Raw genomic sequence first — 16637 nt, forward strand, 5'->3', positions numbered from 1 at the left:
ACCTTCGCCGGACTTTATACGCCGAGTCGCCCACCCTCCGGGCATGAACGGGAACGAGTTCGGCCGGCTCTTCCGGGTCACCACCTACGGGGAGAGCCACGGCGACGCGATGGGGTGTACGGTGTCGGGGGTGCCAGCGGGCGTCGAACTGGACGAGGAGACGGTCCAGCACGAACTGGATCGCCGGAAGCCCGGCCAGTCGATGATCACGACGAGCCGCGACGAACCCGACGCGGTCGAGATCAACTCCGGGCTCCAGGATGGCTACACCACCGGCACGCCCGTCGGAATGGTCATCCAGAACAAGGACGCCAGGTCGGGCAAGTACGAGCCGTTCGTCACCGCCCCCCGCCCCTCACACGGCGACTTCACCTACTCGGCCAAGTTCGGCACGCGGAACTGGGGCGGCGGGGGTCGCTCCTCCGCGCGCGAGACGGTGAACTGGGTCGCTGCGGGCGCCGTCGCCAAGGCAGTCCTCGATCAGAGCGAGTACGACGTCGAGATCAAGGCCCACGTGAACCAGATCGGCGACATCGAGGCGCCGGAGGTGTCCTTCGACGAGATGCTGGAGCACTCGGAGGAGAACGAGGTCCGGTGTGGCCACCCCGAGACGGCAGAACGGATGCGGGACCGCATCGACGAGTACCAGCAGGCAGGGGACTCCATCGGCGGCGCCATCTACTTCGAGACCCGCGGCGTCCCGCGTGGGCTCGGCGCGCCGCGGTTCGACTCGATCCCGTCCCGCCTCGGTCGGATGATGATGGCCGTTCCGGCGACGACCGCGTTCGAGTTCGGACTCGGCCGCGACGCCCGCGAGGTGACGGGCCACGACCGGAACGAGAACTGGGAGTTCGACGAGGGCAACGCGAACGAGGAGACCGTCAGCGAGGAGGGCGAGCCGGTCCCGGTCGGCAACGACCACGGCGGCCTCCAGGGCGGCATCACCACCGGCGAACCGATCTACGGCGAGGTGTCGTTCCACGCCCCGACGTCGATCCCGAAGACGCAGACGACCGTCGACTGGGAGACGGGCGAGGAGAAGGAGATCCAGGTCGTCGGTCGCCACGATCCGGTGCTCCCGCCGCGCGGCGTGCCGGTGGTCGAGGCGGTGCTGTGGTGTACGGTGTTGGACTTCATGCTGCTCGGTGGACGGATCAATCCCGATCGGCTGGACGGGAAGGTCGGGGAGTACGATACGGACTACCACCCGAGTAGTCCTGAGAACGAATAGCGTTTGAGCTCCTGTGAATTACATTAATTTTTATTCCATCTAGCTGCGTGAAGACTAAATCGCAGGTGTCGATAAAAACTCACCTCAAGAAATTGGCGGGCAAGTTTCCTTTCGTAATTGTTTATGAATTCATCCTCAAAAGATTGCGATAGTAAGTCACCATCGAATGATTTTGCAATCTCTATGAAGTCGAAATCACTTTCAGCAGCATTCTGAAAAAAGTCCCCTATATTAATTGAACCAACTACTTTTTCAAACGCTTCCTCGTTCTCTTGGATAACTTTTGTATCCAAATCTGAGACAAAGTCCTCAGGCATCTAGATTAATGTGATCCTCTTCCAAATCAAGGCTAGGGATATTCACATCCTCAGCGTCAACTTCCGCGAGAAATTTGGTCATCTCATCTAAATCTACATCTTCAACTTCTCCACGCTGTACCTTTTTCGAGACGAAATTCAGGAGAGATTTCTCGTCATCACAAGCAATTTCAGCGAAAATACGAGTTCGGATACAAACTTCAGCCAAAGCCTCTAGTAATTCAATTGATTGCGAATCTACTCCATCGGGTGCGGTTTTTGCATGAGTAAATAATCTATTTGCCAAGGGTGTAATCGTATCACTGATTTCATCAGGATCAAGAGAATAGGACTGAGTCTGTCGAATCCCTTCCACTGTTACCCGCGAAACCAAATTTTTAGCTTCATCATACCACTCAGTGACGTTATCAGAGGCTCTAGATTGATTATTCCGATACCTTTTGTACTCATATATTGCAACAGAGACAACAATTCCAAGTAGAATGCCAATCGTTCCAGTGACCCCATTCCCATTAATCAATTCTATGAAAGATTGCAGCATAATCTGGCATTCTCTTGTTACCTTATGAATCTGACCCCAATCCCTCACGAACGTTCCTTGCGAACCCATAGCAAGGCATTTCACTGGGGCAAAGCTAGTCACGAACACTAGGCCTCTGGAGGGCCCAGATCACTATGGCAGACGATGAACTCATCTGGCGAATCGCGGGCGGATCCGGAGACGGCATCGCCTCGACGAGCCAGAACTTCGCGAAAGCCCTGATGCGTGCGGGGCTCCACGTATTCACGCACCGTCACTATCCGTCGCGGATCCGGGGCGGCCACACCTACGTCGAGGTGCGCGCCTCGGCCGACCCGGTGAAGTCCCGCGGTGACGGGTACAACTTCCTCCTTGCGCTAGGCGACTCGTTCGCCCGCAACCCGCAGGAGGAGGCGTACTACGGCAACGAGGAGGTAAAACCGCTCTCGGAGAACCTGGACGAACTCCGCGAGGGCGGCGTCATCATCTACGACGAGGGGCTGCTCGACGCGTCCGACATCCCCGACTTCGAGGAGCGCGCCGAGGAGAACGACTGGCACGTGTTCCCGCTCGACCTCCGCGGTCTCGCTCGCGAGCAGGGGCGCGAGGTCATGCGGAACACCGCCGGGGTCGGCGCCACCTGCGCCATCACCGGAATCGAACTCGAGTGGATCGAGGAGCTGATGACCGACGCGATGCCGGACAAGATCCTCGAGCCGAACCTCGAGATCCTCGAGACCGCCTACGAACAGGTGTCCGAGGAGTACGACGTGGACGCCCCGGACATCAGCGTGCCCGAGGGCGAACACGAGGAGGAACAGCTCCTCATGTCCGGGTCGGACGCAATCGCCTACGGCGCCATCGACGAGGGCTGCCGGTTCATCGCCGGCTACCCCATGACGCCGTGGACCGAGGTGTTCACCATCATGACCCAGAACCTCCCCGAACTCGGGGGGATCTCCGAGCAGGTGGAGGACGAGATCGCCGCGGCCGCGCTCGCGGTCGGCGCCTCCCACGCGGGGACGAAGGCGATGTCCGGCTCCTCCGGCGGCGGCTTCGCGCTGATGTCCGAGCCGCTCGGGCTCGCGGAGATGTCGGAGACGCCAGTCGTGCTCGTCGAGGCCATGCGCGCCGGCCCCTCGACGGGGATGCCGACGAAGCCAGAGCAGGCAGACCTCGAGCACGTCCTGTACACGTCGCAGGGTGACTCCCATCGCGTCGTGCTCGCACCGGGAACGGTGCAGGAGGCGTACGACCACTCCCGGACCGCGTTCCGGCTGGCGTACGACTACCAGATCCCGTCCATCGTGCTGTACGACCAGAAGTTGTCGGGCGAACTGACGAACGTCCCGGCCTCGCACTTCGACCGCGACCCGAACCCCTCGATGGGCAAGACGCTCACCGAGCAGGAGATCGCGAACGAACCCCACACCGAGGGGAAGTTCCACCGCTTCCAGCACGACGTCGAGGACGGCGTCTCGCCCCGCTCCATCCCGGGGCAGAAGGGTGGACGCCACCTCGTCACCGGCAACGAGCACAACCCCGAGGGCCACATCAGCGAGGACCCCGACAACCGCATCGCGCAGGTGAACCGCCGGTTCCAGAAGATGGACGCGATCCGTGCGGACCTGGACGAGCGGTCGCTGCTCAGGCGCTACGGTCCCGAGGATACCGAGTACGGCATCCTCACGTTCGGGAGCCAGCAGGGCACCGTCGAGGAGGCAGTCGACCGGCTCAACGAGAACGGCACCTCCGTGCGGATGCTGTCCGTCGGCGAACTCGCGCCGTTCCCGGTCGACGACGTCGAGGCCTTCGTCGAGAGCGTCGACGAGGTGCTCGTCGTGGAGATGAACGCCTCCGCGCAGTTCCGCGGGCTGACCCAGAAGGAGTTGGGCCGCTACGGCGAGAAGCTGCACTCGCTGCTGAAGTACAACGGCAACCCCTTCGAGCCCGCCGAGATCGTCGAGGGCTTCGAGACCAGCATCGTCGAGGACGGGGAGCTCCCCGGTCCCGAGACCAAGTTCGTGCCCGCGGCAGGTGACTGACCAATGAGCGCATTCAGTGCGATCGGCGAGGAACGAGATATCGACCGGGACGAGTACACCCCGGCCATCGAGCCCCAGGCGACGTGGTGTCCGGGCTGCGGTGACTTCGGCGTACTCAAGTCCCTGAAACAGGCGCTGCCCGAGATCGGCCGCACCCCCGACGAGACGCTGCTCGTGACGGGGATCGGCTGCTCGGGCAAGTTGAACAGCTACCTCGACAGCTACGGGTTCCACACGATCCACGGGCGCTCGCTGCCCGTAGCCCGTGCGGCCGCGCTGGCGAACCCCGAGCTGGAGGTCATCGCCGCCGGCGGCGACGGCGACGGCTACGGCATCGGCGGGAACCACTTCATGCACACCGCCCGGGAGAACCACGACATGACCTACATCGTGTTCAACAACGAGATCTTCGGGCTCACCAAGGGCCAGACCTCACCCACGAGCCCGAAGGGTCACAAGTCGAAGACCCAGCCCCACGGGTCCGCCAAGACGCCGATCCGGCCGCTGTCGCTCGCGCTCACCTCGGGCGCGTCGTTCGTGGCCCGGACGGCCGCGGTGAACCCGAACCAGGCGCGGGACATCCTCGTCGAGGCGATGGAGCACGACGGCTTCGCGCACGTCGACTTCCTCACCCAGTGTCCGACGTGGAACAAGGACGCGCGCCAGTACGTCCCCTACACGGACATCAACGACTCCGAGGACTACGACTTCGACCCGACGAACCGGGCCGACGCCCAGGAGTTGATGCGCCAGACCGAGGACAAGCTGTACGAGGGCGAGGTCCTCACGGGCATCTACTACCGCGAGGACGACCGGCCGTCCTACCAGGAGGAGAAGCGCGAACTCGGCGAGCTTCCCGAGGAGCCGCTCGCGGAGCGCTACTTCGACGACGACTACGAGTGGGAGCGCTCGTACGACAACTTCATCGACAAACACCGCTAACGCCTCCGGCCCTCGGGAGCACTCCTCACCCGTCCGGAGCGCTTCTCTTCACACCCATCGGGGACGTGAAGAACGGCTTTCCGATTCGGAAGGTCTTTTTTCATCGACGCAAAAGTAGGTGGTAATGAGTACGACCTCCACGGCCGACCGCATCCTCGAAGTCCTGGAGCAGGATGCGCAGGCCTCCTACGCCGAGATCGCCGACAGGGCGGGGGTGTCCAAGCCCACGGTCCGCAAGTACATCAACCAGCTCGAGGACGACGGCGTCATCGTCGGCTACTCCGCGGACGTGGACCCGAAGAAGCTCTCCGGCAGGACCATCGCGCTCGTCGGCATCGACGTGGACAGCGAGCGCTACGTGGAGGCGACGCGAGAGCTGAAGGACATCGACGCCGTCGAGTCGCTGTACACCTCCTCCGGGGACCACATGTTCATGGCCGAGGTGCGCTCGGCTGACGGCGACGAACTCGGCCGGGTGATCAGCGAGGAGATCGGCGCGGTCGAGGGGGTCACGGCCGCACACCCGTCGGTGCTCCAGGAACGGCTGAAGTAGGCGGCGTCTTCCCGGACCACCTGCTCTTATTACGTCCGCCGCTGTAGGTCGAAAAGGGTTCAAGACCGTGTCACACGCGCTACGCGATGACGGGACGTTGACCGAATCGTGTGAGCAGTGCGGGACGGACACTCCTCACCAGGTCGGTATCGAGATCCGGACGGAGGGCTCCGGGGAGAACGAGGCGTTCTCACGGGAGCCCTACCGCGTCGCGACCTGTACCCGCTGCGGGTACGAGGTCGCGACTCGGATGAACGATCGCTGACCTCAGCGAGGGGTCAACCCTCTCTCGGAGCCGATGAGCCGCGAGCGAGCGCTCGGCGCGTCGGTCTGTTTCTTGTGACCTCGAGGTTCGACTGACCTTTCGAGTAAAGTGAAGTAGACTGCGGCTAGCCGTCGCTGGTGAGGGAGTATCGTGACGGGAACCTCGGAGTCACTCGAAACGGGACGTCCCTACAGCGATGGACTCGCCGCGCCGTCGCGACCGGCGCTCCCGGCCGTCTCCCCCGCCCGCAGGTCGCGGTAGAACGCGACGGAGAAGGTGAGGAAGAGGGCGGTGAACAGCGTCGTCGAGACGATCATGACGACCGAGGCGCCGACGACGAGCGGGAGGGACGGGTCGGGCAGCGGGAGGCCGGGCGTGGACTGCGGGGAGGTGAGCAACGAGGAGGCCCCCGCGATCAGGCCGAAAACCCCGCCGATCACGCCGACGACGACGGTGTAGAGGAACACCGGGAGCAGGTTCGCCCTGACGGTTCCGATGCTCCGCTTCAGCCCGTCGACGCCGCCGAGGTCCTCGAGGACGATCGCCTGCCCGTAGAACTGCACGAACGCGAAGGCGACGACGTAGACGACGAGGAGGGCGACCGCGACGACGCCGATGCCGATCATGGCGGCCGTGCTTAGATTCGCGCCGAGCGCGAACACCAGCGCGATGAAGCCGACGAAGAACAACCCTCCACCGACGACGAGGTTCACTGCGAGCACGAGCAGGTACGCGACGAGGACGGACACGTAGTGCTCGGTTCCCGCCCGATGGAACGTTCCGAGGCTCGTCCGGCCGTCCAGCGCCTCGTCGGCCATCCCGATCAGCCCGCCCTGGACGTACGGGATCGCGACGACGTACACGAGCGAGAAGACGATCGAGACGACCGCCCCGACGACGGGGCTGAACGTCTGTGCGACGAGTTGCGGAAGCTGGACCAGCGCGATGAGCCCGGTGACGAGGAGGATCGCGGGATTCCGCCCGATAGCACCGAGCGACGCTCTGAAGGCGTGAAGGAGGGCCATATCGGATGCTCTCCGCGCGACGACATAAATACCGCTGGACCGACAGGCCCCCCCGCGAACGCCCAGGTAGGCAGGGGGTACCGGACGCTGGCGCGAACTGCCTTCGTCCCGAACCACTTCCGCCCCACGTGGCGAAGCTTAAGCATGGGCAGGTGACAACCAAGACGTATGGACGGGACGCTCCCCGGTGCGCCGACCGACGACGGCGGGGAGCGCGTGGTGCTGCACGTGGACATGGACTGCTTCTACGCCTCGTGCGAGCGCCTGCGCGAACCGGCGCTCCGGGGCGAACCGGTGGTCGTGGGCATGGGATACGAGGCGGGCGAGACTATCGGCGCCGTGGCCACCGCGAGCTACGAGGCCCGAGAGTTCGGTGTCGAGTCCGCCCAGCCGATCTCGGGCGCGTTGGAACGGCTTCCCCGGATGGTCGACGCGGACGCCGACGACCCCGACGCCCCGGACCCGGCGGAGGCGGGGTTCTACCGACCGGTGAACATGGAGTTCTACAAGTCGGTCGCGGCGGCGGTGAAGGAGGTGCTCCACGACTGCGCGGACGTGGTCCGGGAGGTGAGCATCGACGAGGCGTACCTCGACGTCACCGAACGGACCGCCTGGACCGACGCGCCGAATGGGGACCGGACGCTCGCCGAGGGGTTCGCCCGTCACGTGAAGGGTCGCATCGACCGGGAGGTCGGCGTGGTCGCGAGCGTCGGCGTCGCGCCGAACATGGCGACCGCGAAGATCGCGTCCGACTTCGACAAGCCCGACGGCCTCACCGTCGTCCGCCCGGGCGAGATCGAGTCGTTCCTCGCGCCGCTTCCGGTCGAGGACATCCACGGCGTTGGCCCCGTGACCGCGCGCGAACTCGGGAACCACGGGATCGAGACCGCGGGCGACCTCGCGGAAGCGGACCCGAACGACCTGACCGACCGGTTCGGCGACCGCGGCCGGGAGCTGTACGACCGTGCGCGCGGCCGCGACGACCGGGAGGTGACGCCGACGGGGCGCCCGAAGAGCCTTTCCCGGGAGTCGGCGTTCGCCGAACCGACGGACGACCCCGAGGAGCACGCGGAGGTGGTCCACGCGCTCGCGGCCGACGTCGCCGAGCGCGCCCGCTCCCGGGACGCGATGTACCGAACCATCGGCATCAAGGCCGTCACGCCGCCGTACGACGTGAACACACGCGCGGAGTCGCTCTCGGGACCGGTCGACGACCCGGACCTCGTGCGGGAGGTGGCGCTCGACCTCCTCGCGGAGTTCGCCGACGAGACCGTCCGAAAGCTCGGCGTCCGCGTCTCGAACCTGTCGTTCGGAGCGGGCGAACAGGCGACGCTCGGCGGGTACGAGGGCGTCGGACGGACGGCAGGGGACGGCGGGTCGGCCGACCCAGTCGACGGAGACGGATCGGTCGAATCGATCGAGGTCAGCGAGGCTACCGAGACCAGCGAGGCGGCGGGATCGATGCCGCAGGCGACAAGCAACGACGAACAGCAGGGGGACGTCCCCGAAACCGCGACTGGGGGGACCCTCGACGACTGGGCCGAGGAGGCGGGCGTCCTGGAGGCCGAGGAACGGGAGGCGCGCCGACGGTCCCGAGACGGCCAGGTGTCGCTCGGCGACTTCGAGTGAGCGGTCGAGTGGCGCCGGGCGCTCGGGTCGGTCCCGGCCGCGGGCGAGTGAGGAACGTCGGGCCGTGACGGATCGTCAGATGCGCCGTTCACCCGCGACACCGAGCGTGTCGGCGAACGCCGGGAGCGCCGGCAGCACCGTCTCGACGGGACCGGTGTTGAACTCGCGGAAGAGTCCGGCGACCTCGTCGACCGCGTCCGGATCGAAGCCTGTTGCCGTCAGCGCGTCCGGCGAAAGCGCGGGGCGGTACGCCAGTTCGTCGACGTACTTCCCGACCACGTCGTCCGCTGCATCGACGGCAGCGTCGAACTCCGACGAGTCGAGGCTCGGTTCGAGGTCGTCCCAGAGGCGCACGAGGAAGCCCGGCCACTGCGCGAGACACCGGTAGATGCTCGGAAGCCCGTCGTCGAAGCCGTGAAACGACCGGATGCCGTCGACGGCGTCGGCTGCCTCCGCGGCCACGTCCTCGGCCGAGATCATCGACGGCTCCGCGCCGCGGGCGGCGTCGAGGTGACCCGGGAACGGCGCCGTCGCGGCGCGCTCGTCCGGGGTAGCCGACCCGACGTCCCCGCCGTTCATCGACCGGTCCACCAGTTCGAACAGCACCGCGAGCCGCGGGGCGACGACGTCGAACGTCTCGACCTGCACGCGGAGTTCGCGGTCCTCGGCCGGCGGGAGATCGAGCGTTCCCCGTCGATACGCGGGGAGGTCGTCGAGTCCCGAGAGCACTGCGTCCCGGTAGGCGACCGAGGCCTCCGCAAACGCGCGGGTCTGGAACGCCGGCTTCACCTGCGCCCACAGGTGACGAGTCAGTTGGGGTGGTTCGCCGTCGCGGTCCGGAAGATCCAGTTGACGAACGGCGCGCGAACGACCTGTCTGATGTCGGCGTACAGCCCCTCACACCATCCAGTCGCATCCGCCTCGTACAGCTGGGCGCTCGTGTCCATAGTGAACTCTGCACACGCTGACTGTTCAACGTTTCTCGGGAGGTTGCGAGTCGGGTTCGGCCGGATAGCGAACTGGGGGGTATCCGGCAGAGCACGCTTCCCCGGAGCGTCGGCGCGTGACGTCTGTCAGACGCGAGGGAGGGACTTATGCCCGGAGGGCAGGTCGATAGGCGTAATGAGCGAGGAGACTATCACCGTCGCGGACGTCAGCGACGGGCCCGGCGGCGAGTCCGACCTCGCGGCCGGCACGCCGATCTCCCTGCCCGTCGTCGAGATCCTGACCGGGCGGGGGTTCATCACGGGCAAGTCCGGCAGCGGGAAGTCGAACACGGCCAGCGTGGTCATCGAGAACCTCCTCTCGAACAACTTCCCCGTGCTCATCGTCGACTCCGACGGCGAGTACTACGGGCTGAAACAGGAGTTCGAGATCCTCCACGCCGGCGCCGACGAGGAGTGCGACATCCAGGTGTCCGAGGAGCACGCGAGCAAACTCGCGAGCCTCGCGCTCGAACAGAACGTCCCCATCATCCTCGACGTGTCCGGCTACCTCGACGAGGACGAGGCGTCCGCGATCATCAAGGAGACCGCCAGACAGCTGTTCGCCAAAGAGAAGAAGCTGAAGAAGCCGTTCCTGATGCTCGTCGAGGAGTGCCACGAGTACATCCCCGAGGGCGCCGGCATGGACGAGACGGGCAAGACGCTCATCAAGATCGGCAAGCGCGGGCGGAAACACGGGCTCGGCATCGTCGGCATCTCCCAGCGCCCGGCCGACGTGAAGAAGGACTTCATCACCCAGTGCGACTGGCTCTGCTGGCACCGGCTCACCTGGGACAACGACACCAAGGTCGTCTCGCGCATCCTCGGGAGCGAGTACGGCGAGGCCATCGAGGACATGGGCGACGGCGAGGCGTTCATGATGACCGACTGGGCCGAGTCCATTCGCCGTGTGCAGTTCCACCGCAAGGAGACGTTCGACGCTGGCGCCACGCCCGGACTCGAGGACTTCGAGCGGCCCGACCTCAAGTCGGTCTCCGGCGACCTCGTCTCCGAACTGCAGGGCATCACCGACGAGCGCGAGCGCCGCGAGTCGGAGATCGCCGACCTCCGGCAGGAACTCGACAAGAAGCGCCAGCGCATCTCGCAGCTCGAACGGGAGCTCGAGGAGGCGAAGGACATGTCCTCGATGGCGGACACCTTCGCGCAGGCGCTGCTCCAGAAGGCCGAGGCGCCCTACCACGGGGGAAGCGGTCGGCACCTCGGACGGGAGGCAGCGGACGCCGAACGGGGGCGGACCGGCCCGAAACAGGCCACGCTGTCGTCCCAAACAGGGGGCGGCGAGGAGCGCAACGGCTCCGCGCCGAGCACGAACGGGAGCGAAGCGGCCGGTGGAGCCGTCGTCGCGGGGGCAGCCACGAACGGCGCTGCGAAGACGACCGAACCCGATTCGAAACCGGCGAACGCCGCGGGCGAGGCTGGAACCGACGGCGAGACCGCCGACGCGCGGGTTGGCGCGAGCGACTCGGAGGTGTCGGCAGCCACGCCGGAGGAGGTGCCGACGACCGACGGGGTCGACATCGCGGACGCGCGCTCCCGGTCCGGCTTCGAGGAGCAGTCCGGGCTGGCCTCCTTCGCCGACGGCACCGAACTCAGGCGCCGCGAGGCGGTCGTCGAGGGGTTCGCCCGGGCGATCGAGTCGCTGGACGACGTGACCCACGCGATGCTCGCCTACTACCGCACCGCCGGCCGCGCGACGGCCGAGGAGGCCCACCTCGCGTCCGGCGGATCGGGCGATCGCCGGTACGCATACAGCCGGAACAGGGCGCTCCGCCGGGCCGGCGTCGTCGAACACCGCTCCCGCGGCGAGTACGCGTACGCGCTCCCCGACCTGGTCGACCGGGTGTACGGCGGCAACGTCCAGGGGCAGGAACTCGCCGAGGTCGTCGCCGAGATCGAGGTCAGGGCCGAGCTGGCCGAGCCGGAATGACCCTCAAACTCCCGTCGGCCGGCGAGGATCGGTGGCACCTCGCGCCCCACGCGCACGTCATCGTCTACGAGGCGGAGGACGGGGGCGAACTGCTCACCGTCTACGACTGCGGGGCCGCACAGAAACCGCCGTCCGCCCAGGTGATCGGGAACCTCGTCCGGGTGTCGGCCGAGCACGTCCTCGAACGGGGACCCACGGGGTACATCGTGAAGCTCCGCGAGGCGGCGGATCTGGTCGCCCAGGGCGAAGACCACTACGTCGTCGAGTCGCGAGAGTGAGTTCCTGACGGCGTTCCCCCGTCACTGCTCGTCGAATCGACCCTCGCGAAGGGGGCGTCAGTCGTCCTCCTCCGCTTCCGTCTCTTCTTCCTCTTATTCCGCTTCCTCCTCGTCCTCGAACTCGTCTGCGGCCTCCTCCGTCGCCTCGACGAGCGCCTCCAGGTCGAGGTGTCCCGATCCGTGGAGCGTCTCCCCGAGGTCGTCGGCCGTCTCTCGGACGAGCGCCTCCACCTCGTCGGCGGAGGCCTCGGGGTACATCGACCTGACGAGAGCGACGGCACCGGCGACCTGCGGCGCCGCCATCGAGGTCCCGCCCTTCCAGCCGTAGCCCGGCGACGGGTCCGCCCCGTCGTCCTCGACGATGGTCGAGAACACGAGGTCGTAGAAGTAGTTCTCGGGGAACCGGGGGTCGTAGTTCCCGCCGGCGGCGCTCACGTCGGTTCCGGTCCCGTAGTTCGTGTAGCTCGCGGGGTAGCTCGTCGGTCTCCGGAGGTCCTCCAGCGCCTCTTCGGCCTCGATGTCGTCGTCGATATCGTCGTCCCAGAGGTAGCCGATGGGGCCGGTCGCGGAGACGCCGAACATCCCATCGACCTCGGTGGGGAGGCTCAGCACGTCCTCCGGGGACATGTCGAGCGAGTCGTTGCCGGTCGAGTTCACGACGACGGTCCCCCGCTCGCGGGCGTAGGCGACGCCGCGCTCGTAGTACTCCGCGATGGTCAGCAGCTCGGGGTACTCCTCGGGGTCGATGTACGGGACGGGGTAGCCGAGGCTGAGGTTCGCGGCGTCACAGCCCACGTCGGCGGCGTACAGGATGGCCGCGACGGTGTCGGTGAACGTCGCGCCGCCGGTGTCCGAGAACACTCGGAGCGAGAGCAAGTCGGTCTCGGGTGCGGTCCCGAGCACGCCCGTCGGTTCGTCGTCGCCGTCGCGGCCCTCGCTGGTCCCGCCCGCGGCGTTCGTCGCCGCGACGATACCGGCGACGTGCGTCCCGTGGTCCCCCGCGCCGTTCGGTCGGAAGTCGTCGGAGTCGGTCGTGAAGTTACGCGACAGCTCCCCGTTCACGACGTCCGCGAGGTCCGGATGTCCGTCGTACACGCCCGAGTCGATGACCGCGACGCGACTTCCCGCCCCGCGGGTGTACTCGTGGACGTCGGCCTCCAGTTCGTGGACAGCCTTGTCCCACTGGAGGTCGCGCCGGGAGGGTGTCGCGGTCTCGTCCTCCTCGTCCTCGTCCTCCTCCGCGACGGGACCGTCGTCCCCTTCGGCGCCGACCGATCCGTCGGCGTGATGGGCGGACCCGGTGGTCTCGTGGCGGTGCATCTCGATATCGACGGTCGTCGACGCGGTCCCCGGAACCGAGTCCGGGTCGCCTCGCGCGCCGAGGAGGTCGATCCGCGAGAGGTCGTGGATTATCTCCACGTCCCCGGGGACGTCGGCCCGATCGACCTCCCGCAGGTCGATCACGAACCGCGTCGACTCGCCCGACTCGCCCGCGGCCGACCCGCTCGCGAGCGTCGCCCCGGCGAGCGCGCTTCCGGCTACCGTGAGAAATCGTCGTCTGCTGTGTTCTGCCATGCAGTGCTGTTTCTGACTCAGCTGGTGTTGAAAAAACTTTATCCCACACTACATGTATCGGCACGAAGTCGTCTAGTAACTACTCGACCCGTCGGTAGCGTGGCCTGACCGGACGGTCGGTCAGGTCACGTGGCGGCAGTTTCGTCGCCGTATTTCGACGATCGGCTCGCGCGAGCCTCCGTTCGCTCGCACTGCTGGCATGTGAGCATCCTTAAGAAGCGCCGGCCTCTCCCCACGCGTATGCGACCGCGAGACCTCTCCGCGAACGCCCCCTACGTCCCGGGGCGCGGGATCGAGGAGGTGGCCAGGGAGCTGGGACTCGACCCCGACGACCTGGTGAAGCTCTCCTCGAACGAGAACCCGCACGGCCCCTCGCCGGAGGCCGCCGCGGCCGTCCGGGGCGCCGCCGACTCGATCCACGTCTACCCGAAGGCCGCCCACACCGACCTCACCGAGAAACTGGCCGACCGCTGGGACGTCGCGTCGGAGCAGGTGTGGGTGACCCCCGGCGCCGACGGCGCGCTTGACTACCTCTCGCGCGCGATGCTCGACCCCGGCGACAGGGTGCTCGTCCCCGAACCCGGCTTCTCCTACTACTCGATGAGCGCGCGCTACCACCACGGCGACGCCGCCTCGTACCCCCTCGAGAAGGACGCCGGCTTCGCACAGACCGCCGACCGCGTGCTCGAGGCCTACGACGGCGAACGGATCGTCCACGTGACGACGCCACACAACCCCACAGGCTCGGAACTCCCGCGCGAGGAACTGCTGGCGCTGCTCGACGGTGTCGACGACCACACGCTCGTCGTCGTCGACGAGGCGTACGCGGAGTTCTCCGAGTCGCCCTCGGCGGTCGAGTTGCTCGACGAGCGCGACGACCTCGCCGTCACGCGGACGTTCTCGAAGGCGTACGGCCTTGCGGGACTCCGCATCGGCTACGCGGTCGTCCCGTCGGCGTGGGCCGACGCGTACGCGCGGGTGAACACGCCGTTCGCCGCCAGCGCCGTCGGCCTCGCCGCCGCCCTCGCGGCGCTCGACGACGAGGAACACGTCGAGCGGTCGGTCGAGTCGGCGCGCTGGGCTCGCGAGTACGTCGCCGAGAACCTCGACGCCCACACCTTCGAGAGCGCGGGTAACTTCGTGCTCGCCGAGGTGGGCGACGGGACGGCCGTCGCCGAGCGCGCCCAGGAGCGGGGCGTCATCGTCCGCGACACGTCCTCGTTCGGGCTCCCCGGCTGCGTCCGGGTCTCCTGCGGGACCGAGGCGGAGACGAGGCGTGCGGTCGAGACGCTGAACGAGGTCGTCGCCGAGGTGAACTCCGAGGCGAGCGGCGAGGGGGACGGGGAGACGGAGCGGGAGGAGAACGAGCAGACGGAGGCCGAGGCGGAGGTGGAACCGTGAGGCTGGCGGTCACGGGCACCCCCGGGACGGGCAAGACGAGCGCGACCGAGGCGCTCGACCTGCCGGTCGTCCACCTGAACGACGTCGTCCGCGATGAGGGCCTGTGGAGCGAGCGCGACGAGGAGCGCGACACCCTCGTCGTCGACCTCGACGCCTGCCGCGAGCACCTCGGCGACTGGGAGGGCGTCCTCGAGTCCCACCTCGCCCACCACTTCGAGGCCGACCGGGTGGCCGTCCTCCGCTGCCGACCGGACGAACTCGAACGGCGCCTCCTGGACCGCGGGGAACCCGCGGCGAAGGCCGCGGAGAACCGCGAGAGCGAGGCGCTCGACGTCGTGCTCGGCGATGCGGTCGCCGAGCACGGCGAGGAGGCGGTGTACGAGATCGACACGACAGACCGGACCCCCGAGGAGGTCGCCGCCGAACTGGCCGCGGTCGCGGCCGGAGAGCGCGAACCCTCCGCCGGCGAGGTCGACTTCCTCGCGTACCGATGACGCTCGACCAGTTCCGCCACGTCGCCGACCGCGGCCTCTCGCCGTTCGTTCGCGTCGCCGACGCGCTCGGCCTCTCTCCCGACGGCGTGAGCGTCGTCGCCTTCCTGTTCGCGGTCGCCGCGGGCGTCGCGTTCGGGATCGCCGAGCCGATCTGGTACGTCGCCGGATCGGTGCTCGTGCTGCTCAACGGATGGCTCGACCTCGTGGACGGCGCGCTGGCCCGGGAGCAGGGCGTGGCCTCCTCCGGCGGCGACCTGCTCGACCACGTGCTCGACCGCTACGCCGACATCGTGATACTCGTCGGCCTCGCGGCCGGCATCGAGCGGTACGGGCTCGGACTCGCCGCCGTTACCGGCGTGCTGATGACGTCGTACCTCGGCACGCAGATCCAGGCGGTCGGCATCGGGCGGGAGTACGGCGGCCTGCTCGGACGCGCGGACCGACTCGCGCTGGTCGGCATCGTCGGCGTCGTCGCCGCCGTGGTCCCCGGCGCGCTCGTCGCCGACTACGGCGTCGTCGCGCTACTGCTCGGCCTCCTCGCGGTCGTCGGCCACCTCACCGCACTCCAGCGGTTCTGGGGCGCGTGGTCCGATATCGACTGACCCCGACGTGCGCCCCGGAATCGGAGGTGTACTGGGCGGAGTGGGCCGAACGTTTTTGTTGCCCCCCTTAGATGATAGATTCATGAAGCGAAACCGGGCTGGCGCGAAGCGCGTCGGTGCGGCTGGGGCGGGCGCCCGAGGCCCCGGGCCGTCGCTGCAGGAGGCGCTCGCCGTACTGGGCGAGGGGTGCAGCCTGCTCGTGACGGGGGACGTGCCGACCGACGCACACCGGGTCGCCGCCGCGCGGTACTTCGGCAACCCGTCGAACGAACGCCGCCGGGTGCTGGGGCTGACACACGACACGCCCCGACCGGACGCGTGGCTTCCGGGCGCCGTGAACGGCGAGGACGACCACGCCGAGATCGTCTGCATGGACGACGCGCTGCGGGACCCGGCGGCCGTCGACGAATCGCCGGCGGGTGACGGCGGCTTCTCGCCGGGGGTGGACGATTCGTTCCGTCGGCGGTTCCTCGAGGCGATCGTCGACGTGGGAGACGAGGAGGGCCCCGACGGGATGGCCCTCCGGGTGGGCCTGTTCCGCGTCGACGGGCTCCGTGCGGCGCTCGGTGCGGAGGACGCGGGGCGACTCCTCCGGGACGCAGCGACGACGACGCGCGAGCGCGGCGGGATGGCACACTTCCACCTCCCGCGCCGCCCCGCGGAGGAGGGCGACCCCCGGTCGGACTCGACGGTCGACGCGGTTGCGACCCAGCTCGGCGAACAGCTGGACGTCGTCGTCGAACTCAGGCTCCGGGACCGGGCGGTCGTCCCGGAGGAGCGCTGGCACATCGACGGCTGGGGGTCGACCGACTGGCACCCGCTCGGGTGA

At 67.5% G+C, this 16637-nt stretch carries 18 protein-coding genes; 12 read left to right on the forward strand and 6 right to left on the reverse strand.

Translation table 11 applies throughout. The annotated features are described in order from the left end of the window. Positions 1-43: 43 nt before the first annotated feature. The gene (aroC, locus tag HUG10_RS05775) at positions 44-1231 is read left to right on the forward strand and encodes a chorismate synthase (protein WP_179168657.1); all 1188 of its coding nucleotides are present in this window, start codon (positions 44-46) and stop codon (positions 1229-1231) included. A gap of 23 nt (positions 1232-1254) precedes the next feature. Here the strand turns inward: aroC and HUG10_RS05780 are convergent, their stop codons facing one another. Continuing rightward, on the reverse strand, positions 1255-1548 hold the full coding sequence (locus tag HUG10_RS05780; protein ID WP_179168658.1) for a hypothetical protein: 294 nt from the start codon (positions 1546-1548) through the stop codon (positions 1255-1257). Then, positions 1541-2089 (reverse strand): hypothetical protein, encoded by a 549-nt coding sequence (locus HUG10_RS05785; RefSeq protein ID WP_179168659.1) that lies wholly within the window; start codon positions 2087-2089, stop codon positions 1541-1543. Before HUG10_RS05785 ends, HUG10_RS05780 begins: the two co-directional genes overlap by 8 nt. Positions 2090-2223: 134 nt before the next feature. Here HUG10_RS05785 and HUG10_RS05790 point away from each other — a divergent pair, with 134 nt between their 5' ends. The 4 genes from HUG10_RS05790 to HUG10_RS22260 all read left to right on the forward strand — a co-directional run bounded on the left by HUG10_RS05790 (position 2224) and on the right by HUG10_RS22260 (position 5873). After that, complete coding sequence (locus HUG10_RS05790) at positions 2224-4113, forward strand: 2-oxoacid:acceptor oxidoreductase subunit alpha (protein WP_179168660.1); 1890 nt, start codon at positions 2224-2226, stop codon at positions 4111-4113. A gap of 3 nt (positions 4114-4116) precedes the next feature. Further along, a complete protein-coding gene (locus tag HUG10_RS05795) occupies positions 4117-5055 on the forward strand; it encodes a thiamine pyrophosphate-dependent enzyme (protein WP_179168661.1) in 939 nt (312 codons plus the stop codon). A gap of 124 nt (positions 5056-5179) precedes the next feature. Next, positions 5180-5608 (forward strand): HTH-type transcriptional regulator LrpA1, encoded by a 429-nt coding sequence (gene lrpA1, locus HUG10_RS05800; RefSeq protein WP_179168662.1) that lies wholly within the window; start codon positions 5180-5182, stop codon positions 5606-5608. A 67-nt stretch (positions 5609-5675) separates the two neighbouring features. Beyond that, positions 5676-5873 (forward strand): DUF7835 family putative zinc beta-ribbon protein, encoded by a 198-nt coding sequence (locus HUG10_RS22260; RefSeq protein WP_449272358.1) that lies wholly within the window; start codon positions 5676-5678, stop codon positions 5871-5873. A 188-nt stretch (positions 5874-6061) separates the two neighbouring features. Here the strand turns inward: HUG10_RS22260 and HUG10_RS05805 are convergent, their stop codons facing one another. After that, positions 6062-6898, reverse strand: a complete 837-nt coding sequence (locus tag HUG10_RS05805) for a DUF7847 domain-containing protein (RefSeq protein ID WP_179168663.1) — start codon at positions 6896-6898, stop codon at positions 6062-6064. A 168-nt stretch (positions 6899-7066) separates the two neighbouring features. Between HUG10_RS05805 and dinB the strand changes: the two genes are divergently transcribed. After that, on the forward strand, positions 7067-8527 hold the full coding sequence (dinB, locus tag HUG10_RS05810; RefSeq protein WP_179168664.1) for a DNA polymerase IV: 1461 nt from the start codon (positions 7067-7069) through the stop codon (positions 8525-8527). 75 nt (positions 8528-8602) lie between these two features. Here dinB and HUG10_RS05815 read toward each other — a convergent pair whose 3' ends face one another. Together HUG10_RS05815 and HUG10_RS21620 are read right to left on the reverse strand one after the other, a co-directional pair. Continuing rightward, positions 8603-9316, reverse strand: a complete 714-nt coding sequence (locus HUG10_RS05815; protein WP_218780649.1) for a halocarboxylic acid dehydrogenase DehI family protein — start codon at positions 9314-9316, stop codon at positions 8603-8605. Between the two features lie 20 nt (positions 9317-9336). Then, on the reverse strand, positions 9337-9474 hold the full coding sequence (locus HUG10_RS21620; protein ID WP_218780650.1) for a hypothetical protein: 138 nt from the start codon (positions 9472-9474) through the stop codon (positions 9337-9339). Between the two features lie 175 nt (positions 9475-9649). Here HUG10_RS21620 and HUG10_RS05820 point away from each other — a divergent pair, with 175 nt between their 5' ends. Together HUG10_RS05820 and HUG10_RS05825 are read left to right on the forward strand one after the other, a co-directional pair. Beyond that, positions 9650-11458, forward strand: a complete 1809-nt coding sequence (locus HUG10_RS05820) for an ATP-binding protein (RefSeq protein WP_179168665.1) — start codon at positions 9650-9652, stop codon at positions 11456-11458. Then, on the forward strand, positions 11455-11736 hold the full coding sequence (locus HUG10_RS05825) for a hypothetical protein (RefSeq protein ID WP_179168666.1): 282 nt from the start codon (positions 11455-11457) through the stop codon (positions 11734-11736). The genes HUG10_RS05820 and HUG10_RS05825 overlap by 4 nt, the downstream gene beginning before the upstream one ends. Before the next feature lie 93 nt (positions 11737-11829). On the opposite strand, the gene HUG10_RS05830 is transcribed toward HUG10_RS05825, so the two are convergent. Further along, positions 11830-13311, reverse strand: coding sequence for a S8 family peptidase (locus HUG10_RS05830; RefSeq protein ID WP_179168667.1), 1482 nt, complete (start codon positions 13309-13311; stop codon positions 11830-11832). 240 nt (positions 13312-13551) lie between these two features. Here HUG10_RS05830 and hisC point away from each other — a divergent pair, with 240 nt between their 5' ends. From hisC to HUG10_RS05850, 4 genes are all read left to right on the forward strand, one after another. Beyond that, positions 13552-14712: a histidinol-phosphate transaminase gene (gene hisC / locus HUG10_RS05835; RefSeq protein ID WP_179168668.1), complete on the forward strand. Its 1161-nt coding sequence runs from the start codon at positions 13552-13554 to the stop codon at positions 14710-14712. Beyond that, entirely contained in the window at positions 14709-15206 is a 498-nt protein-coding gene (locus HUG10_RS05840; protein WP_179168669.1) for an adenylate kinase family protein, read from the forward strand. Before hisC ends, HUG10_RS05840 begins: the two co-directional genes overlap by 4 nt. Further along, positions 15203-15808: a CDP-alcohol phosphatidyltransferase family protein gene (locus tag HUG10_RS05845; protein ID WP_179168670.1), complete on the forward strand. Its 606-nt coding sequence runs from the start codon at positions 15203-15205 to the stop codon at positions 15806-15808. The genes HUG10_RS05840 and HUG10_RS05845 overlap by 4 nt, the downstream gene beginning before the upstream one ends. Before the next feature lie 82 nt (positions 15809-15890). After that, complete coding sequence (locus HUG10_RS05850; RefSeq protein ID WP_179168671.1) at positions 15891-16637, forward strand: DUF7504 family protein; 747 nt, start codon at positions 15891-15893, stop codon at positions 16635-16637.

This window comes from Halorarum halophilum (genome assembly GCF_013401515.1).
Lineage (GTDB): Archaea > Halobacteriota > Halobacteria > Halobacteriales > Haloferacaceae > Halorarum > Halorarum halophilum.